Source organism: Streptococcus mitis (assembly GCF_026782865.1).
Taxonomy (GTDB): domain Bacteria; phylum Bacillota; class Bacilli; order Lactobacillales; family Streptococcaceae; genus Streptococcus; species Streptococcus mitis_CG.
On record NZ_JAKUXK010000010.1, the window covers coordinates 61,857 to 84,918 of the forward strand.

The 23,062-nt window shown below is 35.7% G+C and carries 18 protein-coding genes; 3 read left to right on the forward strand and 15 right to left on the reverse strand.

All coding sequences use genetic code 11. From position 1 onward, the window contains the following. The first annotated feature begins 26 nt into the window (after positions 1–26). A complete protein-coding gene (locus MK482_RS06305) occupies positions 27–1,895 on the forward strand; it encodes an N-acetylmuramoyl-L-alanine amidase (protein ID WP_268718266.1) in 1,869 nt (622 codons plus the stop codon). Between the two features lie 31 nt (positions 1,896–1,926). Here the strand turns inward: MK482_RS06305 and MK482_RS06310 are convergent, their stop codons facing one another. The 3 genes from MK482_RS06310 to MK482_RS06320 all read right to left on the reverse strand — a co-directional run bounded on the left by MK482_RS06310 (position 1,927) and on the right by MK482_RS06320 (position 5,326). Then, positions 1,927–2,244: a hypothetical protein gene (locus tag MK482_RS06310; RefSeq protein ID WP_136937173.1), complete on the reverse strand. Its 318-nt coding sequence runs from the start codon at positions 2,242–2,244 to the stop codon at positions 1,927–1,929. Between the two features lie 249 nt (positions 2,245–2,493). Next, positions 2,494–3,390 carry a DUF6287 domain-containing protein gene (locus MK482_RS06315; protein ID WP_136937174.1) on the reverse strand — a complete coding sequence of 299 codons (897 nt, stop codon included), beginning with the start codon at positions 3,388–3,390 and terminating at the stop codon, positions 2,494–2,496. Positions 3,391–3,835: 445 nt separating this feature from the next. Further along, positions 3,836–5,326 carry an LPXTG cell wall anchor domain-containing protein gene (locus MK482_RS06320; protein ID WP_268718267.1) on the reverse strand — a complete coding sequence of 497 codons (1,491 nt, stop codon included), beginning with the start codon at positions 5,324–5,326 and terminating at the stop codon, positions 3,836–3,838. 207 nt (positions 5,327–5,533) lie between these two features. On the opposite strand from MK482_RS06320, the gene MK482_RS06325 reads away from it, so the two are divergent. Beyond that, positions 5,534–5,875 (forward strand): helix-turn-helix domain-containing protein, encoded by a 342-nt coding sequence (locus MK482_RS06325; protein WP_124787786.1) that lies wholly within the window; start codon positions 5,534–5,536, stop codon positions 5,873–5,875. A gap of 73 nt (positions 5,876–5,948) precedes the next feature. Here MK482_RS06325 and MK482_RS06330 read toward each other — a convergent pair whose 3' ends face one another. From MK482_RS06330 to MK482_RS06370, 9 genes are all read right to left on the reverse strand, one after another. After that, complete coding sequence (locus tag MK482_RS06330; RefSeq protein WP_268718268.1) at positions 5,949–12,554, reverse strand: S8 family serine peptidase; 6,606 nt, start codon at positions 12,552–12,554, stop codon at positions 5,949–5,951. Between the two features lie 743 nt (positions 12,555–13,297). Next, positions 13,298–14,083, reverse strand: a complete 786-nt coding sequence (locus MK482_RS06335) for an ABC transporter permease (RefSeq protein ID WP_136937178.1) — start codon at positions 14,081–14,083, stop codon at positions 13,298–13,300. A 1-nt stretch (position 14,084) separates the two neighbouring features. Beyond that, the gene (locus MK482_RS06340; RefSeq protein WP_136937179.1) at positions 14,085–14,903 is read right to left on the reverse strand and encodes an ABC transporter permease; all 819 of its coding nucleotides are present in this window, start codon (positions 14,901–14,903) and stop codon (positions 14,085–14,087) included. Between the two features lies 1 nt (position 14,904). Continuing rightward, the gene (locus MK482_RS06345) at positions 14,905–15,897 is read right to left on the reverse strand and encodes an ABC transporter ATP-binding protein (RefSeq protein ID WP_136937180.1); all 993 of its coding nucleotides are present in this window, start codon (positions 15,895–15,897) and stop codon (positions 14,905–14,907) included. A gap of 434 nt (positions 15,898–16,331) precedes the next feature. Beyond that, positions 16,332–16,877 (reverse strand): histidine phosphatase family protein, encoded by a 546-nt coding sequence (locus tag MK482_RS06350; protein WP_268718269.1) that lies wholly within the window; start codon positions 16,875–16,877, stop codon positions 16,332–16,334. A gap of 51 nt (positions 16,878–16,928) precedes the next feature. After that, on the reverse strand, positions 16,929–17,861 hold the full coding sequence (locus MK482_RS06355; RefSeq protein ID WP_268718270.1) for an alpha/beta fold hydrolase: 933 nt from the start codon (positions 17,859–17,861) through the stop codon (positions 16,929–16,931). Positions 17,862–18,016: 155 nt separating this feature from the next. After that, positions 18,017–18,223, reverse strand: a complete 207-nt coding sequence (locus MK482_RS06360; protein ID WP_004252454.1) for a hypothetical protein — start codon at positions 18,221–18,223, stop codon at positions 18,017–18,019. Positions 18,224–18,237: 14 nt separating this feature from the next. Beyond that, positions 18,238–18,393 (reverse strand): Sec23/Sec24 zinc finger-containing protein, encoded by a 156-nt coding sequence (locus tag MK482_RS06365; RefSeq protein WP_268718271.1) that lies wholly within the window; start codon positions 18,391–18,393, stop codon positions 18,238–18,240. 167 nt (positions 18,394–18,560) lie between these two features. Further along, on the reverse strand, positions 18,561–19,013 hold the full coding sequence (locus tag MK482_RS06370; RefSeq protein ID WP_268718272.1) for a hypothetical protein: 453 nt from the start codon (positions 19,011–19,013) through the stop codon (positions 18,561–18,563). A 409-nt stretch (positions 19,014–19,422) separates the two neighbouring features. On the opposite strand from MK482_RS06370, the gene MK482_RS06375 reads away from it, so the two are divergent. After that, the gene (locus tag MK482_RS06375) at positions 19,423–19,884 is read left to right on the forward strand and encodes a helix-turn-helix transcriptional regulator (RefSeq protein WP_268718273.1); all 462 of its coding nucleotides are present in this window, start codon (positions 19,423–19,425) and stop codon (positions 19,882–19,884) included. 132 nt (positions 19,885–20,016) lie between these two features. On the opposite strand, the gene MK482_RS06380 is transcribed toward MK482_RS06375, so the two are convergent. From MK482_RS06380 to vncR, 3 genes are all read right to left on the reverse strand, one after another. Beyond that, positions 20,017–20,898: a class II fructose-bisphosphate aldolase gene (locus MK482_RS06380; protein WP_001019001.1), complete on the reverse strand. Its 882-nt coding sequence runs from the start codon at positions 20,896–20,898 to the stop codon at positions 20,017–20,019. Between the two features lie 140 nt (positions 20,899–21,038). Continuing rightward, complete coding sequence (vncS, locus tag MK482_RS06385) at positions 21,039–22,367, reverse strand: sensor histidine kinase VncS (protein ID WP_268718274.1); 1,329 nt, start codon at positions 22,365–22,367, stop codon at positions 21,039–21,041. Next, complete coding sequence (gene vncR, locus MK482_RS06390) at positions 22,364–23,020, reverse strand: response regulator transcription factor VncR (protein WP_268718275.1); 657 nt, start codon at positions 23,018–23,020, stop codon at positions 22,364–22,366. The genes vncS and vncR overlap by 4 nt, the downstream gene beginning before the upstream one ends. Positions 23,021–23,062 lie beyond the last annotated feature (42 nt).

Here is a 23,062-nt window from a genome sequence, read left to right on the forward strand (position 1 = left end):
GCTAAAAATATATATGGAGACAAAAAATGAAAAAGATTATACTCGCTAGTACAGTTGCCCTATCTATTTTAGGATACACTCAAGCAACGGTCCAGGCTCAAGAAAATAAAGCAGAGTCAGTACGAGAAAATGTAACAATTCCTCATTCAAGTACTTCAAAAATCGAAAACCAAGAAAAACCGAAAGAGAATGTTGAAAAAACAGACAATTCTTCTAAAATTGACAATAAAGAAGAAAAAACTCCTGCTACAGAAGAGAAGAAATCTGAAGTAAAAAAAGAAGAAAAAAAAGTTGAAAAAGTCAAAGAAGGTTGGCAGGAAGAAAATAATAACTGGCGCTTTTACGAACACAATAAACCTGTTACCAACTGGAAAAAAATCCAAGGAAAGTGGTACTACTTCAACAAAGATGGAAATCGACTAAGCAATACAACCTTTGATGGTTATGTATTCAATAAAGATGGAGTAATGGCTGAGAACGGTTGGAACTTCATCAATGGAAAGTGGTACTTTGCTAGTTCTTCAGGAAAAATTTCTCAGAATAAATGGGAAAAAATTGCTGATTCTTGGTATTACTTCGACAAAGATGGAATCATGCTTAGTAATACTACTTTTGACAGCTACTTACTGACCAAAAGTGGTGCTATGGCCACAAACGGCTGGGCAAAAATCGACCAAAATTGGTACTATGCAACATCCTCTGGAAAAATTTCTCAGGACAAGTGGGAGAAAGTCAATGGTTCTTGGTACTACTTTGATAAAAAAGGAATCATGTTGAGCTCAACTACATTTAAGGGCTACCTATTTAATAATAGTGGTGCTATGGCTGAAAATAGCTGGGTAAAAATTAAAGATACCTGGTTCTATGCGAACGCATCTGGAAAATTTGTCCAAAACAAATGGGAAAAAATCAGCGGTTCTTGGTATTCTTTTGCTCAAGATGGAGCTATGTTAGCCGATAAATGGTCGGGAAGCTATTATCTAAAAACCAATGGGGCTATGGCTGATAATGAATGGATATTTGATAAAAATTATAACAGCTGGTTCTTTTTGAAGCGTGGTGGAATGTATGCATCAAAAGAATGGATTGGAGCTTATTACCTCAAAGCTGGTGGTTATATGGCTAAAAAAGAGTGGATTTACGACGACACTTATAAGGCCCGCTACTACTTAGATGATAATGGGCATTATGTTTCTGGAACTTACAAAATTGACGGTAAAGACCATCTGTTCCACAAAAATGGTCAATGGATTTCTGAGGTCTCAAAAGAAGTTGGGTTTGTAAAAGGCCAATACAGTAAAACCATCTTTTTAGATCCTGGACATGGGGGAAGAGACTCAGGTGCATACTATTACAATGTCGCTGAAAAAGACCTCAACATGCAGGTTTATCGTAAATTACGCAAAAAGTTAGAAGAACTGGGCTACAAAGTTCTCACTTCACGTGATAGCGATATTGATGTAGACTTCATAACAGAACGTTCTCGTATGGTTAACAAGACTAACTCTGACATCTTTATCAGTATTCACTTCAATGCGACTGGCAGTGCATACTCAAAATCTAGTGGAATTCAAACCTATTCCTACAGTGATGAACCTGATTATCCAAGCAAAATCAACCCATACTGGCATAACCATCCTGACCGTATGAGCGAAAGCAAGCGCCTCGCAGCAGCTATCCATTCTTCATTGTTAGCTGAAACTGGTGCTAAAGATGCTGGTTTATTGGAAAGAAGCTTTGCCGTTCTTCGAGAAACTGCTAAACCAGCCGTCCTCCTAGAGCTAGGTTATATAGATAATTTCGCTGAAAATCAACAGATTCGAGATAGCCACTATCAAGATAAGCTTGTAGCAGGTATCGTGAAAGGAATTCAAAAATATTACGCTGGTAAGTAAAAAAGGGTCTCGAGAAATCTCGAGGCCTTTTCTATTTGTCTTCTTTTTTATCTTTATCAGGAAAGAGATATCCAATACCAATGCAAGCTAGTACGCCCGCTCCAATTACCAAGCCACTTGAAATTGGTAAAAGGTCCAAAATTGCATTGGCGATGATAAAGGCAATAATCAAACACATCAGACTAGCCTTGTAATCTTTTTTTAAAAAATTCTCTAGAGTGAAAAAGAGAAACAAACCAATAGGAAACAATGACCAAAGATTAATGTCTAAATTTGGCCATCCAACAGAACCAAAATACAAAATCAAAGCTGAAACTAGCAAGAATCCAATACCTAATAATTTTTTCATTTTTATCTCCCATTACTTTTTTATGAACTTGACTTGTCTGATGTCGACGCTCGCATCTCTTACAAAAATTATTATATCAGAGGTCAGTTTCAAGAACAAGCTCTGTTGCCTATCTGGTCTCTATCTCAGTCTAAGTGGTTCAATAGTTAAGATAAAAGAAAAGAAGCCCTAATGAGCTTCTTCATTCTAGCTATTTAACAGTATTTCCGAACTAAAACAATCGAAAGTTAGATTCTAAACTAGTTTTTTCTAGTTCGTATTTTTCTTTTCCTTAGATTCTAGAGAAGTTTTGATTGCTTCGCGTTCAGCCTGTAGTTGAGCTAAATTCTTCTCCTCTTCCTCAAGTTTACTAGTATCTGGTTTTACACGATAGTAAACATCTTCTGGTCTCGACAACATCGCTTCATACTGCTGTCCTGCAAACAGTCTCTCCTCGTCATGATTGCTTTTATCTGTTAGTTTTCCATCATCACCAGGTTTCATAACAACTCCACTTGGAACAGCAACTACTACAAATCCTCCAGCAACAGAATCTTTTACCCATGCACTGAGAGAAGCTGTCTCAGGGTTACGACTATCTTGACCTTTTGATATCTTTAATTCAACTACAGATTCGTACTTTTGATCATTTGTAAACCAAGTGGCATCTACTTCTCCAGAATTCTTAATAATGTATTCATTGCCAGATTGACTACGCCATGTACCTTTCAAACTTGATAAATCATTATTTCTTAGTGCTTCAATATCCAGTTTCGGAACTGCAGTTTCTTCTTTTAGCTTGCTAACAAGTGCTTCTGCTTCAGTAATCTTGGTATCTAAATCAGTCAGTTGATCCTTGAGTTTCTGGATTTTCTCTTGCTTATCCTTATCAGTCTCATCTGTTTTTCCTTGGTTTGTAGATGTCTGACTTGTTGACTCTTTAGTTGAAGTTACAGACGATGCTAGACTTGACTCTTTATTTGCCTTATTAGATGAGAATAAGAAGATACTTGCTAGGATTGCAACAACCAAAAGACTAATGGCAATGCCAATATAGACTTTTATTTTAAATACCTTGCTCCTAATTGTAGCTGGAGAAGATCCTTTCACTCCCTTCGAGACAGTTGATTTAGGATCATTTCCCTCTTCAAAATTTTTCTTAGTCATAGTATTCCTCCCATTTTTCACTATATTTTAAACAAATTCACAAAATTTGTCAGTATCCATGAATGGATGCACTTTCAAAAGAAAACCAATCAGCTAATCCTAAAATATTGGCATCAATAGAATCATCCATTAAACTCTATATTTAGTTTATTAAAACAAATTATACCATAATTTTTAATAATTTTATATATTTTTATAGTCTAACTATGATAATGAAAAGGAGCTATCCTTTCATATTATTCACTTATATTATGTTTATAAAAAATCTAATAGGCGTATTTACTTATCATATTTCATATAGACTGTACTTCATCAAATAAGTCTTGAGTTTTTACTATAATTGTAAAAAGCACAATTTTGAATATATAGTTCGATACCGTATTTTGTGAAATCAGTAGAATCCAAAAAATCTTCCTATCTGTAATAAGAAGATTTTTTTATTATTCTAATTTTTTCTACGTACTGTTACAAGTCCAAATGTTCCTAGAATTGCACCGAGTACCAACATCGCAACACTTGATTTTTCGCCAGTATTTGGTAAAGCTTTTACTTTTTCTACTCGTGAGTAACTCATTTTTTCGTTTTCTACTGCTTTAACAGCAGGTGATGAGTATGTTTGTTGCTTTTCCTTCACAACAACTTTTCCTTGAGAGTCCAAAGTTACTTCTTTGCCAGTTGCAAGAGCTTTTTTCAATTCTTCAACATTGACTTCTGGAAGTGCTTCAGCAGTTGGAGCTACTTTAGGGACAGCGATCACTGTTCCGTCAGGCAATTTGGCAACAACGTTTTCTTGAGCTTTTTCTGCAAGGTCAACGAGGTTATCATATTCTGCTTGCAATTCAAGCAACTTAGCGTGTTCTGTACGGTATGCAGATTGAACAGTTTCAAGAGTAGATTGTGCAGTCTGGAAGTCAGCTTTTGCTTGTGCCAATTTAGCTTCAGCTTTGGCTTGAGCAGCTTTGGCTTGAGCAGCTTTTGCTGTAGCGAGTTTAACAGGTGCGTCCAAATAGGCTTGCAATTGTTCAGCCAATTCTTTGGATTCTTTTACAAGTGCATCTTTTTCAGCAATCAATTTTTTGCTTTCTGCTGTCAAATTGTTGACGACAGTTTCTTGAGCTTGAAGTTTTGCTGTAGCATCTGCAAGAGCTTGTGACGCAGTTGTTTGAACAGCTTTCGCTCCTTCAAGTTCTGTTTGAGCTTCTACAAGAGCAGCTTTCTTGTCAACTAGATTTGCTGAGAAGTTAGCGACTGCTTCACTTGCTTTAGCATTTTCAAGGGCAATTTCTGCCAAACGTAGGTTGTTTTCAGCAACTTGAGCTTGAAGTGGTGTAGCCATTGCGTCCGCCAAGACTTTTTCAGCTTCAGTTTTCAAGCTAAGTGCGCTTGCGACAGCTTGTTCAGCTGTTTGGACATCTTTAGTCGCTTGGTCAAGATTTGCTTGAGCAGTTGCCACGTCTGATTGTTCTTCTGCAAGAGCTTTAGTTTCAGCTTTGATTTGTTCATTTGTAGCTTCAGTTGCTTTTTGGTTAGCAGTTTGAGCTTCAAAGTTCTTAGCTTGAGCGTCTTTAACTTGAGCAACTTTTTCAGATGTTGCTTGAGAAGCAGTTGCTTCAGCATCTTTGACAACTTGAGTTGCGTCTTTTACTTCTTTCTCAGCAGAAGCGACAGCAGTTTCTTTTGCTTTCACATCAGCTTCAGCAGTCGTAACCTTAGTTTCAGCAGTCTTAACGACTTCTTTTTGTGCATCAAGCGCAGGTTTCACTGTAGAAGGTGCAGGAACTTCAGTTTTCTCATGTGGTTTAGCAACAAGTGCAGGTTCATTGACAGCAGTTGTGTCAACAGGCGCTGAAGTAGGCGCTTCCTGAGCGAATACAGTTCCACCAACTGATGCAAGTGCAATAGCTGTTGAAGTTGTTAGGGTTTGCAATTTTTTCATCATTTTCTCCTCGTAAGATCTAATAGGATTGGTTTGACTGTTAAGTCAAACTATGATATATGTAGTATATCATGCAATTTTATATATTTTACATCACTATTTTAACACAATTTTAGTTTATAGGCAATATTTTTTTAAAATTTTGTTTGTGTGTGGGTTATTTTACAGTTTACTTCCTTGTATCATGGTAATGAAACGAGGTAGCTTATGGAATCAATTCATTTACAAAAATATATCGGACAACGAATACGAAGCATACGAAAAGAAAAAAATTTAAGTCAGCAAAATCTCAGTGAAAAGGCTAGTGTCGGCATAGATTATATTTCCAACCTTGAAACAAAGGGTTCAAATATAAAAATCGATACACTAGAAAAGATTATCACAGCTCTTAATATCACACCATCAGAGCTATTTGAAAGCCGTATAAACCCAAAGAATCCACATCTAGAGTTATTAGCTGATCAATTAACTCAACTTCCACAAACGAGTCAAGAACAACTATTAGAAGCCTTCCAATTACTTATAAAAACAGTTAAAAACAACCGCTAAAAATTTTTAGCGGCTGTTTTTACATATCTAGTTTCTCAACTCTTCAGTCATTTTCTCATCTACAGTTTTTATCTTAATCTTGATCTTTTTTCTTCAATCCAAGAAGCGCTCCTACTATAAACAATATTCCAGCAAGGAATGGTGTAAGAGCTGCTCTAACCGTTCCGGTTTTTGGCAACTTATCAGAATGGTTAGTATCCGACTTACTATCAATGTTAGTATGTTTATTAGCTATGTTCTCTGGTTCATTAATATGGACTTCCTTCTTATTTTCAAAGTTTTTATCAAGAACTGTAGTTGTAACATCCTTAGTTGAATCAGATTTTTGTGAATGATTTACTCTTTGTAAGTCCTCTTTTCTGTGACTTCCATCTATTTTGCTATGATTTACTTGTACAGGAACTGTAGCTGTGACATCCTTAGTTGAATCAGGTTTTTGTGAATGATTTGCTCCTTGTAAGTCCTCTTTTCTATGACTTTGATTTAATTGACTAGGATTTACCTGTACGTTATCTTTCTTTTTGGATACATCAAAAGTAGGTTTATTTTCCTCCTCCTTTTTCTCCTCTATTTTCTTGAATACAGGTTTTATAAGGGTATCTTTTGATAGATTAAGAACATAGCCAGTGTCTTTTTTACCTTCGAAACCAGCAATTTCCCAACCATCAAATTGATATCCTTCTTCTAATTCACCCTTATAGACAGGTAAAATGAAATCTTCTTCCGACACTATCGTTGAACTCATTTCTTTTCCATTTTGAATGGTCACAGTTACTGTATGAGGTTTTAGTTCGCTCACCTCTCCCGTATCTTTGTTTAAAATGAATTCTTTTACGGTTGTATTTCTTGCGAAATCTTTTACAAGAATCTTAATGTTTAGTGTCTTATCTGCTATTTGTTTAATATCATCAAATGATTTATATTCTTTTCCATTTATATAAATATGTTGTTCTTGAATCTCACCATCGAATCCATTATTTCTTTTATCATTGATATTAAAGACTACAGATTTTCCATTAGCATATTCGATACTAGTATTTCCTTTTGGATCAATGTTTACTTCTGGTTTGACATTATCATATAAAAATTGATAGTGTACTCCAACCGCTTTCGCATTCAAATCGCTATAGCCAGTTTGGAGATAAACATTTCCATCCATGTCTGTTACCTTATCTGGGAATCCGTTTGCTTTATAGTCTTTCATTCCCCAGTCCATGATGTCACCGTCTTTAACATTAAGCTTAATGTTAAAATCTCTAGTGTTATCAATATGTAAATCTCCGTAGATTAAATAATTATCTACAACAGATTCATTAACTCTCAACTCCCAGTTAAAACCACCCTTATCAGAAATCTTACCTCTTAAATAAAATTCTGGATTTCGTACATAAATTTTATTAGATTTAGATGGATTAAAGTAGTTCTTGTCCATTGAAAGATTTACTGGTTTTGCATCAATAAATAACGTAGAGCCATCTTCTTTTATAGCTTCTACATTGGACTTATCCTCTCCTGTGTACTCTTTACCATCCTTACCAAATAATACAAGTTTAGAAGAATCTGTCACAAGATTTCCATCTTTATCGATTGCTTCCCCTTTATCATTCATTTTAAATGTAAACACTTGATACCTTACAATGTTAAAGCCGTCCAAAGCCGACATTAATACTGGTTGAGTACTTCTTCCATCTTCAACATTTCTACTATCAGCATAAATTATTTTTTCTGATAAGACTCTTAGATTAGGATTGGCCTTTTGGATTTTTGCTATATCTTCCTGGCTATAAACTCCATTTCCTTCTAACATATCCGTTTTTCCAGGATTATAGGTAGTCACTTTTAGTGCATAGCCTTTTCTTAGAATGATATTATCCTTTAATAGATATTGTTGTTTTTCTGAATCAGCATAGATTTTACCAGATTCCATTTCTGTTAAATTGTTTGGTTTATTTTTTGAAAGATCTCCTTCTCCTAATTCTATGACATTCCCATAACTTGATGCATACGGATATTCTGCTTTAGTTTCCTTATTTTTTTCAGGCATTCTAATTTTAGTTTCAGCTTTTATCTGATCATCATCTTTAACAAAGAATCTCATATCTCCTGCAAAAGCTAATCCATCCACAATATCATTAATATTAGCGTATAAATCAAATGTCATCGTTTTTGAATGTGAATCATACTTGGTTGTTTTGATTTCTATCGATTTATAATTATTGCCATAATATACCTTGGCATTTTTAGAAACATTACTTATCTTTCCAAGAATTTCAAAGTGTCCATTTTTAGACGGGCTTAGAACACCATAAATTTTTGATTTTATTTCGTCAAGTTTTTCAGTTTCATATTCTAAGGCACTACCATCGTCATAAGCAATGATATTTCCCTTATCATCGTATTTATAATCGTATTCCTCTATTCTCTTACCAGTTTCACTTGTAAAGTCATCAACTTCTCTAAATTTCTTTTTAATGAGTTTCTTTAAATCTTTGCTTTCAAAGTCTCTAATTGTTGAAATGGCTTTATTGATAGTAAAGCTAGATTTTTCTTCGGTAACCTCTTCATTTCCTTGATGACTTTCTACCTCAGTTGTATCTTTTTTAAGACTTTCCTCTTTTCTATTTTCTAAATTTTTAAATCTAGATTCGGCAATCTCTCCAAGCTTTTGATATTTAGATGAATCCTGATCAGGATCTACTAGATAATAGGAAATCATCCCCTTTTCATCAGCATGATCAGCAAATTTAATTCTATGAATCTTTGTAAAATTGCTAGAGCCATCTAGTGCAATGACTTCAATGATTTTTCCTCTTAAATCTCCTGCACCATTAATTTCATAAATGGTATTTCCGTCTTTGTCAAGTTTTCTATTTCTTCCTTGACCCTCACCTGCATAAGTTACTTCAAGATTTTTCTCAACCTCTCCATCTTCATTAACAAGAGCAGCTCCAGCATACCAAACTTCGTTGGCAATCTCGTCAAATTTTTCAGGATGTTCTTTCTGATCTCTCGCAAATAAAGTTTCATTCTTGTATTGCTCTTTTACCTTGTGATAAGTATCCTTTGTGATCAGCTTAATTTTTTCAGGATTTGAAAAATCAATCGAAACAATCTTAGGGGCTGTATTATCAATTTTTACAGGAATATAGGAAACCTGCCATGGGTAATCTTTAGTTAATCTATATTTAAATTTATAGAAATATTGACCTTCTGCAATTGGTTCAAATTGACCTCTTATCTTAGTAGCAGGATCTTTAGTATCCTTGCTTTCTGGTGCATTTTCTTCTTTCCCTCTAGGGTTATAGATGAGTCCATCCCATTTCAAGTCACCCCAAACTTTTAGTTTAGAAGATTTGATTCCCTTTGCATCATTTCTTTTAGAGTTTAAAATCCCTTTAACAAAGTGTTCTCTCGAAATGACTTTTAAGTCGATTTGATTTTCTCCCTCTTTATTTGTATTTACTATTGAAATCAATCCTTCTTCTGCACTTCTTAATACAAGTGGAGAAGGTGTTAATCCTCTCTCAAGTTGAGCATCTTGAGGATTTCCATTTGAATCTAAAGGATAAATTTTAGCGATCTTAGAACCACTTGATGATGGTGCGTTTATCCCTTCGTTATTGAAAGCAAATAATTCTGGATTTTGATCTAGGGATGTTGTATTTTTATCTTTTCTATTTTGTATAACTCCTGCTGGATTAAATTTATCTATACCATGTTCTCCACCAATTCCCTTATTTAAGGTTCCTGGAATTTTTGGTTTACCATCATCATCATAACCTTCCATTGTTTTTGATTTTGAACCTTCTTCCCAGGCCCATTTATCAAGGATTGGTTCGTGGTTCCAATTCCCAGCAAATCCCATTAGAGGCATCGATAAAGAAGGTTGGAAATTTGTTTTCTTCCCATTGGAGTTTAGAGCTTCCATTTCTTCCACTGACTCAAAATGAATAAATGATTCTACAAATTTATTTTTGTTTTTAGCCTCTCCAACATTTATAACCGCATTTAAATCAAAGCTAGAATTTGGGCTTATAGTGAAAGTATCATGCTCAAATGTAATATTTGCTCCTTTGACTTTTTCTGGGTGAATTTCTGGAACAATTTGCTTCCCATCTGAAGATTTTTCATCTTTATATGTTTCATCCAGTTTGAGTCTGTCAGTTAGAGCATCTGTAGTTATAGCAGATGCTGAAACTTTAAAGGTCAAAGGTCTGTTTGATGTATTGTGAAGCTTAATTGTAAAATATTTTTTATCTCCTTTTATTTCTTTAAGAGAAATAGAACCATAAGAGTTTACTAAACCTTTAGAATCCGTGTTTTTGAAAGTCGCTACAACTTCATTTCTCAATGCATTGGCAACATTAATTAGCCCTGCTCCCTGTTGTCTAGGTGATGCAAAGTATTGACTTTTTTCTTTCCAAGAAGTCGCATCCATCATAGGCCGTGCAGTATTTTGTAGGGCTATTTTTGTAAGACTTGTAAGATCTATTTTGTCATCTCCCTTAAGATTTTTCAATACAGGTCTTTCAAGCATTTCCTTTAACTTTGGTCTAATCAAAACAGTAGAAGCTGCCACGATTGGAGTTGCCATACTAGTCCCTGACATATAACCATAAGTTGATTTACCATTAATGACATTGAGAGTGGATTTAATATTTTTACCAGGTGCTGAAACATCCGGTTTTAAAAGTAAATCCGTTCTCGGTCCCCAAGATGTGGACCCTGCTGGAACTATGATATCTTCTTTATAAAGTTCTTTGTCTGTGTCAGGTGCAAACTTAAAGTCAATCTCTTTTTCGTCACCTACATTCGGTTTATTAGAATTATAGCTTGCCATATCAATTGGATAGTATTGCTTCAATTTATCTTTAAAATCTTCTTTATTATTTCTTTTGACTTTAGTTTTTTTATCAGGGTTAATCATGTTCCATAACTTTACACCATCATCTCCTGAAATTGAGAAAACTTGACTAGTAGTTCCTTCATCCTCCTCATATCCCATGGCTGGAAGCTCTGTCCAATTATCTCTATTGTAGTAATTTACAGTATTTACAACCATAATAGCGCGTGCGCCCTTATCCGTTGCTCGTTTAAAAGCATTTTTTAAATCCTTTGTATAAATTCTATCCATTACTGCAATTTTGCCCTTAAGATCCAAACCTATCAAATCTTGGTCTTGACCTTTGCCTATATATACAAATTTCAATTTACTAGGAGCTTTTGAACCATCTTCGTTTGTTATGATTTTATTCTTATCGAAAAAGGCTCCTATATTTCTGTATTTAAAACTTTCTCCTCCAATCTTAACTTTATCAAACTCAACTGTTTGATTTTTAGCAGAAGCAACTGCTATCGCATCTTCATGTGCTGCAGTTCGTGTTACATTTCCAGTGTCGGTCATTTTCAGATTATTATTTGCCACTAAATCCCACGAAGAACTTGAAGCAGAAGTCGCATAGTTACCTGTAGCTACGACCATTGGAATGCCTGCTTTTCTTAACGCTCTAATAGCTTGCCAATATTTTTCACCTACAAGACCTGTTCCTGTAAAGCCAGATGATACCGAAACAACATCGACATTGTGTTTGATGGAATCTTCAATAGCATGAAACATTGTTTCATCACCTGCGAATCCAGATCCAGCATCAGAGTACATTTTATAAGAGAAAATTTGTGCATTAGGCGCTATTCCATCTATTCCATTAAAGTTTTTGATATCTTTTTCAGTATCATTTCCTGCAAGAATCCCAGCAATATGCATCCCATGTGGATCAAAATAATCGCTTCCATCATCAGCTTTTTCTACAGTAATTTTACCACCATTATAATAATTGAAAGCATGAGGAATTTTATCACTCAACCAGAAATTTTTATCAGTACCCTTTAAGTCTTCTTTTTTAAATCTCATTGAGTCTTTAGCATCATCATCGATTCTCATAGCCTTATGTCTATAATCTGTCCCCGTATCGATATTTGAAATGACCATACCTCTACCATCAAAATTTTTCCCAAATGGTGCATTGATAGATTTTAGGTAATCGATTGCCTCTTCAACTCCAATTTCTTTTCTAGCATGATTCATCATAGGTTGGACTTTTTGTGACCTTTCAACCGATGAAATACCTTCTATTAGTTTAATTTTGTCCAGAGTATCTTTGGTCGTTTCAATAGCGCTACCGTTAAAAATTCTATCATAAGTATATAAAACTTTTGTATTCTTAAGATTTGATAATTCCTTGATTGCTTTTTCTCCAGATTCTTTATCTTTAAATTCAGCAATATAGACAAGTTTATCTTCTTTTTGATGATTTTCTGTGTCTTTACTTGCAGACGAGTCTGCATTATCTCCTTTGTATTGATTGGAATCTTCTTTTTTGATTGTTGTTTTTTCATTGTTAGTTTTATTGTCTATCACAGATTCTTTACTAACAACTTCTTTTTCCTCAATAACTGTTGTTTTCTTCTCTTCAGTATCCTTTGAAGTTTCTACAGCATTATGAATATCTTCATGTTTTTCTTTGTTTTCTTTTTGTTTACCTACTACTACTTTTTCTTTATCAGAGATATTTAAAGCATCTTCAGAGCTAGATGTGTCTGCTAAGACTACCTCATTAGGGACATATGCTGCTAAAATAACTGCAGCTGTGGTTAATGACAATACTGTACTTTTTTTCATTTTAATTCCTTACATATTTATTTAATTTCCAATAGATAGTAAACTTTAACTTTGCTAGCCTTTGTTATAAAAAGTTTTACTAAGTATTATCTAGGAAATAGAGTAGTACATTTATATATAATTGTTAGCTCTCTGAAAAATAGTATATCAATTAAAAAAATTTAAGTCAAGGAAAATTAAGGTGTGTTAATTTTATTTTTAAGGTGTGTTAAAAATGATATAAAAATTTCGTACTTAACTGAAATACATTATCAGCACATTCACACCATCAAAAATGGTAGCAATCAAGTTGAACCACTACCAGAATCACAAAGATAGATACCATTAGTGCAATGTCAACACCATTAAAGAACATAAATAACCGATAAGAACTAGGCTTAACGGTTATTTTCTACATATCTAATTTTTCAAATCCTCAGTCATATGTTCACCTGTAACCTAGACTTTACGAGTGTCTTGCTCTAGCAACTAATACTCAATGAAAATCAAAGAACAAACTAGGAAGCTAGCCGCAGGTTGCTAAAAGCACTGCTTTTAGATTGTTGATAGAACTGACGAAGTCAGCTCAAAACACTGTTTTGAGGTTGCAGATGGAAGTTGACGTGGTTTGAAGAGATTTTCGAAGAGTATGAGCTAAATCGGTGATTACACTTACAGTATAGCGCTCTGAGAATAGGTGTCAAGAAATTTTCATCTCTATCAGAAAAAGCCTGTCATGAGACAAGGCTTTGGTATTCTATTATTTACGAACCCGCACTTTCGTAGGCATCCAAGCCCTTATCCCAAAGTTTAAGGGAAATGACAAAGAAAAGCAGAGAAATTAACATCAAACCTCCGATGTTAAAGATTATATCCTTGTCCTGCAAGAAATAGCTAGCAGGATAGTAGGCCGTAAAGGCAAATGGCACGATAAAGCTAATCAACCATCGTAGAAGAGAATTGTAAATAGAAATCGGGTACTTGGCAAAGTCATTAAACATATAAAAAATGTAAATCATGGCGCCTGACTGCTTGGTCCAAAAAGCGATGCTGGCTGTCGCAATTTTCAAGGAAGTATAAATCAAGGTCGCAAAAGGAATGCAGACTAGAAAAATCAGGAATTTGGGAAGAGTCCAATCAATACTAGATACTGTTGTCGCTAGCAGAAGGCCTCCGACCAAAAGTTCACCCAAGGCATCAATCTGAAAGGTCTCAACTAGGATGTGAAAGAGAGGATTGATAGGACGTGTCAGATACTTATCAAATTCTCCTTTTCGCACCAAGCGTTGCCCTAGCGCCCAGAGATTATCAAAAAAGAGATGGTCCAATCCCTTTGGAATCAAAGAAAAACCATAGATAAAGGCAATTTCTTGAAAAGTCCAACCTTCTAGGGATGGGATGTGTTGAAAGATGACATTGAGAAACAAGAGATTCAAGCCTTGAGTCAGAAATACTCCCAGTACTCCAACCACAAAATCCACCTTGTATTCCATGATTTGTTTGATGTATTGTCTGATAAAAATCAGATGCATGCGTTGATATTTTTTCATACTAACCTCCCTGAATGGTAATGAATGACTGGACTCGTTTCCAAATCAACTGAGACAAGCCTACCATCACTAAGAGCCAGAAAAACTGCAAACCGAGCGCCTGAAGAATCTGATTGGCATCGTATTTCCCAACGATAATCATGACCGGAGTGTAAATCAAGGATGAAAAAGGCAAGAAGGACAGAATATCTGAAACAATCTTTGGAAAGAAAGCCAAGGGAATCAAACTTCCAGACATAAAGGCCACTATGGAAGTCTTGAGTAGATTGGAACCCCAAAGATTTTTAAACACAAAGGCTGAAAATCCAAAGCAGATATTAAAGAAAAAGTTAATCAGATAGGCTAGCGTTAAGCTAAAAAGATAAAGGACAGTTAATCCCAGTACTTCTACCATCCCTTGCCCAGATATGATTTTCATTAACACGATGACACTTAAAAATGGAAGGCCAACAGAGATAAAAATCAGCCACTTGGAGCCAAGCTCAGTGAAAAGGTAAGAGGCCGCAAAATGCACCGGTCGCAACAAACGCATGATAATGGAACCATCCTTGACCTCCTCCCCAATCATAAAGGAGCTATCCGACCTAGTCAGAAGATTGGTCACAAAACTCATGATGATGTAGAGGGTGATATCTGCCATACTAAAGCCCTGAATCAAAGACTCTTGCGAAGAATCAAAGACAGCCTTCCAGAGATAAAAGGCCACAAAAGCCCCCATGACATCCCCAATCCGATAAAGAATAAAGTTAACTCGATAGGTGATCAATTCCTGAACACCTGCATTGATAAAGGGTTTATAACGTCTCCACAATTTGACCATTTTAGAGCTCCTTTCGATAGAAGCGGCGGATAATATCCTCAATATCCGTATCCATCATCTTCAAATCGCGGATTTCAAAATCAGAAAGGGTTTGTTTGATAATGTCAGCTGACTGGTAGCGGGAACTATCGAATTCAATGTTGAGACTATTTCCCTGTCTATCAATAATCATATCAGGCAGGCCTTCATAGTGAGAGACGAGATGACTTTGATCTGGTAGCAGTTCAAAGGAGAGTGTCTTCATCTTGCCAAAGGTTTCCTTGAGCTCGCTCACCGTTCCATCAAAAATCTCCTGCCCCTTGTCAATCATAAAAATCCGATCACAAAGTTGCTCAATATCACTCAAGTCGTGAGTGGTCAAGAGAATGGTAGTCTCTTCCTCCTGATTGATCTGGGTAATAGCCCGACGAATGTTATCCTTGACCGAAACGTCTAAACCAATGGTAGGCTCATCTAAAAAGAGAACCTTGGGATTGTGAAGCAAGGAAGCTGCAATGTCCGCCCGCATCCTTTGACCCAGTGAAAGAGTTCGCACGGGATCCTTGATAAAGTCCTTCAAATCCAAGACTTCATTCAAAAAGTCCATACGCTTATGAAAGAGCGAGTCTGGCACATCGTAAATCTCCTTTAAAACCGTGTAGGTCTCTTGCAGAGCCAAATCCCACCATAGCTGGGTTCTTTGCCCAAAGACCACTCCAATATCCTTGACATAATCTTGGCGATTGTCCTGAGGAATCTTGCTGTTAATCCGACAAAAACCAGATGTCGGTTTTAAAATCCCTGTCAGCATTTTAATGGTTGTCGACTTCCCAGCACCATTAGCACCGATAAAGCCCAAAATTTGCCCTTTTGGCACCTCAAAGGTCAAATCCTTGACCGCTTCAAAGGTCTGCTTTTCAGGATGAATAAAAGAGCGCAATGCCCCCTTCAAGCCCGGTTCCTTAACAGTCTTCACAAAATTTTTCTGAAGATGTTCCACTTCTATCATTGCCATATCTATCTCCCTATGGTAAGGAATAGCAACATTGTATTTTTGACTACTAACATTCTAAATCCTTACTTTCTAAACCTTCTATATTTTATTACTACAAAAGGCTTTATACCAACCTATTATAATCCAATAAAAATTAGAATGCAAGCGTTTGCCTAAAGCTTATGAAATTGAAAATTTTTCTCTTAAAGTGGGACTTTTATACTCAATGAAAATCAAAGAGCAAACTAGGAAGCTAGTCGTAGGTTGCTCAAAGCACTGCTTTGAGGTTGCAGATAAAACTGACGTGGTTTGAAGAGATTTTCGAAGAGTATTAGTCCAAAATTTTGGATTAATAGTCTCCTTAAAACACCAAAAAACCTGCCTTTAGGGGCAGGCTACGAATTGTAAAAAGGCAAACTATTTTGATCAATATGAATCACTATTTAATCAAAGAACTAATCTTTCATAATTCTTTTCACAATCCCATTTCTATCAATTAGAAAACAATCTGGAAAGGTCATCTGCTCCCATTTTTCATAATCAAAACTGGAATCAAAATGATGTAGTAGTATTCCTATCAAATTCCCGTGTGAACTAAGTAAAATCGTTTTTTCTGAGTATCTCTCTTCCAATTCCATTAAAAAATTTAGTACTCTAGCTAGTGCATCTTGATTTGATTCCCCTTCTGAAAGAGATTTACTGGGATTTTGCCATAAATATTTAATACTGTCTTCAAACTCAGAATCTTTTATAAAGGTTGAAGATAATTTTCGCTCCCGTAACCGATTATCAAGAACTATTTTATCAAATTGAATTGGCGAGCTATTAACCGTTTCAAATGCTCGTTTATAAGGACTAGAAAAATAATAATCAATATTAAAAGAATTCAAAAACTCTAACTGGTCAAGAGATGAAAATCCTTTTTCTGACAAAGTTCTATTAAAATCATCACTTGAAAATCTTGAATGAGCATGTCTAAGTAAAATATAAGAATTATTCATAAGTCATTCCTTTCAATTATTATCATTAGTCTTAATGGATTTTTAAAGGCCTCAATTATTCTCTAAAAATTCTTTAATGCGAGAAACAATAGCATCGTTTTGATAATGATAAAGTTCGTGAGGCGCATCCATATAGATGACTTGAACATTAGACTGGTCGCTTGCAAATCTATCTGCATAATGTTGCCATTCTGATTGGCTAAAGGTCGTGCCTTCACCGTTAGAAACTAGGAGTAAGGCTGGAATTTTCGGATTAATGCTAGATGGAACTTTCTTGGTATTTTCCTTTACCAAACGGGATTCATGCAGCATGGCTTGTGACATCAACTGCTTATATGCTAGTAATTTATATTGTTGTCGTTCAGTTTCAGTCAGAGTTGGATTTTTTATATAAAAGGACTCAGGGAAATAGCGTAATAATCCAATCTTACTGCTCCAATAAGCCACAGTAAGCAAGGCCTGATTATCCTTTAAATCCTCATAACTTGCTGGCAGTGCCCAATCCAGACCAATCAAGGCTTTCACTTCATCAGGATACTTTTCCTGCCAAGCCAGACTTTCAAGACTAGCCATGGAATGAGACAGAATGATAAAAGGTTCTGATATATTTGCTTGTGATAGAGCTTGACGTGTCTCAGACAAAACTTCCATCACATCTCTGGATTGATTACTATCCTCGCTATAACCATAGCCAGCCCGCTCCACGATGACCACCTTATATTTTTTTGATAAGGAATCCGAAACATTCTTAAAGTCCAAGATTGGGGAAGCAATTCCAGCACCTGAGAGAACTACTATAGTCTCAGGACCATCCCCTTCAACGTAAACATTTATTTGATGTCCATTGACGAGAACTTGTTGCCCCATAGGAGTTAGAGAGGCTTGTTCCTTTTCTAAGCTGATACGATGAAAGATAAATGTCCCTACTAAAAACAAGATAAGGAAACTAAGAAGGACAAGGGCTGATTTTTTCAGTATTTTCATAGCATTATTGTACAAAAATTAGACTCTTTTAGCAACTTAAGTTTAAGAATTTTCCTGTATAATCTGTCTATATCAAGAAACAAAAAACCCACCTTCACAGGCGGGTTAGTTTGTTAAATAAGATAAAAACATATCTATTGTAGTAAGTAAAAAATCTAAAAACCTAAACGTTCTTGATCCCAATTACCATAATCATCGTATCCAAATCCATCAGGATCCATTGCATCAATCCCACACTGTTCTAGAAATCTTGAACAGTCATGACAGTAGTAATCTTCATATCTTTCATCACTAGCTTCCCAATCAATTTCCTTTTTTGTAAACTGTTGTAAGCACTCTCTACATTCGTATAGTTTTGCCATAATTTAATCCTCCTTTAAAACTCAAAAATATTATCAGATGAGATACTACTTTTTCTACCACATTCCTCACATTTCCAAATATATTTATAATCAGAAAAACCTGTTTGAGAGTTTAAATAACTTCCACAGTAATCACAAAACCAATCAACGTCAGGGAATCTATCTGTCATTTTTTCTCCTTTTTTGTAAATTTGTAAAATATTTAAAGTAAAGTTTATTTTATACAAAATAGTCTATATATAACATTCAACAAGAATAACTATAAATCTTTAAATATAAGTTAAAAATTATTATCAAAATGTATATACATATTTATTAAAAAGCAAAAATAGATTAATTAAGAATAAAACAAGTTTTTATTTTCTTCCTTGAATCTTTGTTTATCTTCATCAGTACCGCCCCTAACAAAATTTTTTTCGTTTCTACGATAAACATGAGTATCAGGATTTTTTCTCTCATCAGGATAATTATGATTAATATTTTGTTCTTCTTGTACCAGTTCAGAAAAAGTTGAATCACCTAGTGTTTGGATTTGCTCTGTATCTTCCAAATCATTAATCCATTTTTGATTATGAACATTTTTATTAGCCAACAAACTTATAGAAACCAATGTAATTATAGAAATAAGTTCAGGATGTTTTTCTACAAAATTTAGACACTTTTTCCCGGCTTTATGTATGTTATTACCTGCAGATTTTGATATTCTTTTTGTTCGGTCTAAAATGATTTGTGCTCGTGTTTCGATTCTTTCCATATTGATTTTCATTTTTTCCCTTTTTTCCGATTTCATCTGACTTTTATTGAATTAACTACAATATATGAATTAATTAATCCGATTTTATATTTTTTGTTCAGTATTTTTGCACCTTCTAAAACACTTAATTCACTAGTCTCTAAAAAATTTATTTCTGATCCTTTATTGTTTATCAAAAAGTCCGTAAACTTTTTTGTAATTATGTTCTTTCTAACCAATAGAAAGATACACAAAGAAATTAACAATAAGATAAACCCCAATTGAATATCCATAAAAACACTCCTCTTATTTAGATAAGCATAGTATAGTACAAAATTTTTATCTTGTCAAGAATTTTATGCAAATATTTTATTTTTGTCTTTAGAAAATATTTTATCGTAGACAACTATTTAAATTATATTTTATTTTTGTTATAATAGAAATAGAAAATTATAGGTAAGAAGATATGTTAAAAGAAAAATATCCATCAACAGAAGATACAAGAGCAATTCTACAAAACAACTTAAAAGCTATTCGAGAGATTTTGAATTGGACAAGTTCAGATCTCAGCAATCTTATAGGAGTTACTAAACAAACCATCAGAAATCTTGAAACTCAAAAAAGTAGATTAACTAAACTCCATTATATTGCATTACGTACCGTAATAGATTTTGAAATTGAAAATTTAAAAACGACAGATCAAGACAGAGCTGATAGAGCAGAGTTGTTGCTAAATTTTTTTGATGAATCAGAAAAATATGCGGTGTCTGAGAATAAATCAGTAGATTTTGAACAAATTAGTGAAGCATCTTCGTTAATTGCAACCACCTCTACTGTTAAAAATGCTTCTAGAATCATTGGTTCACTTGCACCAATTATTGGGGCAACAGTTGTTGCAGCCTTAATGAACTCAAAAGACAAGAAATAATATTTAGTTCTTAAAACAAAAAGCAAAAAACTTCGAGTTATTTTTGCTTTTTTATGTACGATAAAATAACTTTTCTGTAAACTAAAAAACCCACCTTCACAGGCGGGTTTCATTTTGTATGGTTCAGCTAGATTAAGCTTTACCTTCTGAACCGAATACGTCTATACGTTCTTCAACTGATGCTTGGATAGCTTTTACACCATCAGCCAAGAATTTACGTGGGTCGAAGAGTTTTTTCTTGTCGTATTCTGCTTCATTTGCTTCGTAGTCACGAGCAAATTTACGAGTTGCGTTAGCGAATGCGATTTGGCATTCAGTGTTAACGTTAACTTTCGCAACACCAAGTTTGATAGCTGCTTGGATTTGCTCATCAGGAATACCTGATCCACCGTGCAATACGATTGGGAATCCTGGAAGAGCTTCTGTCAATTTTTGCAAGTGATCAAGGTCAAGACCTTCCCAGTTTGCTGGGTAAGGACCGTGGATGTTACCGATACCAGCTGCCAAGAAGTCGATACCAGTTTCAACCATTGCTTTAGCGTCTTCGATTGGAGCCAATTCACCTTTACCGATGATTCCGTCTTCTTCACCACCGATAGTACCAACTTCAGCTTCTACTGAGATACCTTTAGCGTGTGCTTTTTCAACAACTTCTTTAGCCAATTTAAGGTTTTCTTCAACTGGAAGGTGTGAACCGTCAAACATGATTGAAGTGTAACCAACTTCGATACACTCAAGTGCATCTTCGTAGTGACCGTGGTCAAGGTGGATAGCTACTGGTACAGTGATACCCATTGATTCAACAAGGTTAGCGATCAAGTTGCGAGCAACTTTGTAACCACCCATGTATTTAGCAGCGCCCATTGAAGTTTGGATCAAAACTGGAGCTTTTTTAGCTTCTGCTGCGCGCAAGATAGCTTGAGTCCACTCAAGGTTGTTTGTGTTAAATCCACCAACTGCATAACCGTTGTCACGAGCTGCTTGGACAAATTTTTCTGCTGAAACGATTGCCATTTTATCAGGCCTCCTGTATATTTTTATGGGTCATCCCATTTACATTGTTCATTTTATCACTTTTTGACAAAAAAATCTAGTTTTTCCCGCAGTTTCGATTGAATTTCTTCTAGCTTCATCTATGTAAACCCTTTCTATTCCTAGTCTTGGGCGACTTTTGGAAAAGCTATGAAGAAAGTCAAACGATTCTCCTGCATCTCAAAACGATAAGGTAATTTTTCATGTTCTAATAGACTTTTGACCACAAAGAGCCCCATCCCAGACCCCTTGGCCTTGCGACTAGCATTGTTAGAAAAAGACTGGGCCAGTTTTTCTTGTTCTTCAGGACTACAGCTATTTTCGATAAAGAGTTCTCCTTCTCTTTCTCCGATGCGAACTAAGCCACCTGGAACAGAGTGCTTAATGGCATTGCTGATGAGGTTAGACAGAATCAACTTCATGACAGATGGGTTTAGATAAGCCTGCTGATGAGTCAAACTATTGTCTATCTGGAGCTCTCTATCCTTGGCTAGTAAGGCATAATCCTTAACCAGACTTTGCGTCATCTGGTATAAGTCAATTTGTTCCCGATCATCTCGCAATTCCTGCACAGACGAGAGAGAAAGTATCTGGAGAACGTGGTGATTAAGCTCATCTACAATCCCCAAGGCAACTCCCAGATAGCGGTCTCTGTCCTTATAACGCCCGACATTTTCTTTCATGTTTTCGATCAGGATTTTCAAACTAGCCAGAGGTGTTTTCAATTCATGAGAAGCCCCTCGTAGGAATTCGACCTTCATCTTTTCCAGCTGGAGAATAGCTTCATTCTTGTCATGCAAGTCCGCAATAACAGTCAAAAGATGCTGGTAAAGGCTATTGATTTGTTCCTTGAGATCACCAATCTCATCCTTAGAATCCACGCGCAATCGCACTTGGGAATCCAAATCCATCATCCGTCGGGTCACCCGCTTGATTTCCAAAATAGGGGCCACAATGGTTCGAGCATAGATGTAGGCTACCAAAAGAGAAATCAGAAAGGATGCCAACAAGGTATAGGGAAGAAACTGGAGACTGATTTGCTCTGCTTCCTTTTGTAAATCCATGGAAGCTAGAAACTGGAGAGTCATGGTACCACCGTCCTGCGTTGTCACCTCGCGCTCCTCAATAAAGAGAGAGGTGGTCTGACGGTCCGTATCCAGAGGAAGACTGTCCTTGACTTCTAACTTGTCCTCGGTCATCTCACCCTTGACAGCCCCCTTGATATCACTAGTCTGAGAATACAAGTCTAACACTTGCTCGATGCTCTGCCTATCCTTACCTTCTAGGGACTGGGCAATGGCTGTCGCTTTCTGACCAATGGTTTCCTGACGATGACTCAGGTAAATAGACGGAAAAAGAAAATAAATAGCTAAATGAAGGCAGATAACCAGAACACTAAATATCGAGAAGGTATAGATAAATATCTTTGTAAATAAACCTGTTCGTTTCATTTTCGCTCCAATTTATAGCCAACATTGCGCACAGTGAGGATGCAGTCCAAGCCTAGCTTTTTCCGCAGTTCCTTGATATAAACATCAATGACACGGTCAAAGGGAACCTCATCTGTCGCTTTCCAGACAGCATCGATTATCTGAGATCGGGTCAAGGCCCGTCCTTCATTTTTCACCAGATAGTCCAGAATTTCCAACTCTTTAGCATTAACAGCCACTTCCTCTCCTGCTAGGCTTGCACTGTAGCTTTCAAAGTCCACCTTGGCATCCTTATAGGAGAAGACTCGTTCCATATCATAATAGCGCTTGAAAATCGCGTCCACCCTCACTTTTAAGAGGGAGAGGGAGAAGGGTTTTTCCAGATAGCCATCTGCCAGAGAGGCAAAAGCACTCATCTTGTATTCCTCATCTTGAAAGGCGGTCAACATCAGGACAGGGACCTGACTGGTTTTACGAATCTCAGCTAGAACTTCTAGACCATTGAGCTTGGGCATCTGAATATCCAGTAAAACCAAGGCTACTTCATAGCTGGAAAATTTTTCTAAAGCTTCTTGCCCATCTGCAGCCTCAATGGTTTCATAACCACAATCCGTCAAATAATCACTGATCCCCTCTCGGATCATCTCTTCATCTTCTACAATTAAAATTTTCATAGAAAAAACGTTTCACATTCCTTTAAATTTCTTGTAAATCAT

Bases quoted from the DNA above. Each gene is read 5' to 3' on its own strand.
- MK482_RS06320 (WP_268718267.1), bottom strand. From the start codon at position 5,326: ATGAAAAAATTGCAAACCCTAACAACTTCAACAGCTATTGCACTTGCA.
- MK482_RS06305 (WP_268718266.1), top strand. From the start codon at position 27: ATGAAAAAGATTATACTCGCTAGTACAGTTGCCCTATCTATTTTAGGA.
- MK482_RS06380 (WP_001019001.1), bottom strand. From the start codon at position 20,898: ATGGCAATCGTTTCAGCAGAAAAATTTGTCCAAGCAGCTCGTGACAAC.
- vncR (WP_268718275.1), bottom strand. From the start codon at position 23,020: ATGAAAATTTTAATTGTAGAAGATGAAGAGATGATCCGAGAGGGGATC.
- MK482_RS06340 (WP_136937179.1), bottom strand. From the start codon at position 14,903: ATGGTCAAATTGTGGAGACGTTATAAACCCTTTATCAATGCAGGTGTT.
- MK482_RS06365 (WP_268718271.1), bottom strand. From the start codon at position 18,393: ATGACAGATAGATTCCCTGACGTTGATTGGTTTTGTGATTACTGTGGA.
- MK482_RS06330 (WP_268718268.1), bottom strand. From the start codon at position 12,554: ATGAAAAAAAGTACAGTATTGTCATTAACCACAGCTGCAGTTATTTTA.
- MK482_RS06370 (WP_268718272.1), bottom strand. From the start codon at position 19,013: ATGAAATCGGAAAAAAGGGAAAAAATGAAAATCAATATGGAAAGAATC.
- MK482_RS06360 (WP_004252454.1), bottom strand. From the start codon at position 18,223: ATGGCAAAACTATACGAATGTAGAGAGTGCTTACAACAGTTTACAAAA.
- MK482_RS06310 (WP_136937173.1), bottom strand. From the start codon at position 2,244: ATGAAAAAATTATTAGGTATTGGATTCTTGCTAGTTTCAGCTTTGATT.
- MK482_RS06345 (WP_136937180.1), bottom strand. From the start codon at position 15,897: ATGGCAATGATAGAAGTGGAACATCTTCAGAAAAATTTTGTGAAGACT.
- MK482_RS06315 (WP_136937174.1), bottom strand. From the start codon at position 3,390: ATGACTAAGAAAAATTTTGAAGAGGGAAATGATCCTAAATCAACTGTC.
- MK482_RS06350 (WP_268718269.1), bottom strand. From the start codon at position 16,877: ATGAATAATTCTTATATTTTACTTAGACATGCTCATTCAAGATTTTCA.
- MK482_RS06325 (WP_124787786.1), top strand. From the start codon at position 5,534: ATGGAATCAATTCATTTACAAAAATATATCGGACAACGAATACGAAGC.
- MK482_RS06355 (WP_268718270.1), bottom strand. From the start codon at position 17,861: ATGAAAATACTGAAAAAATCAGCCCTTGTCCTTCTTAGTTTCCTTATC.
- MK482_RS06335 (WP_136937178.1), bottom strand. From the start codon at position 14,083: ATGAAAAAATATCAACGCATGCATCTGATTTTTATCAGACAATACATC.
- MK482_RS06375 (WP_268718273.1), top strand. From the start codon at position 19,423: ATGTTAAAAGAAAAATATCCATCAACAGAAGATACAAGAGCAATTCTA.
- vncS (WP_268718274.1), bottom strand. From the start codon at position 22,367: ATGAAACGAACAGGTTTATTTACAAAGATATTTATCTATACCTTCTCG.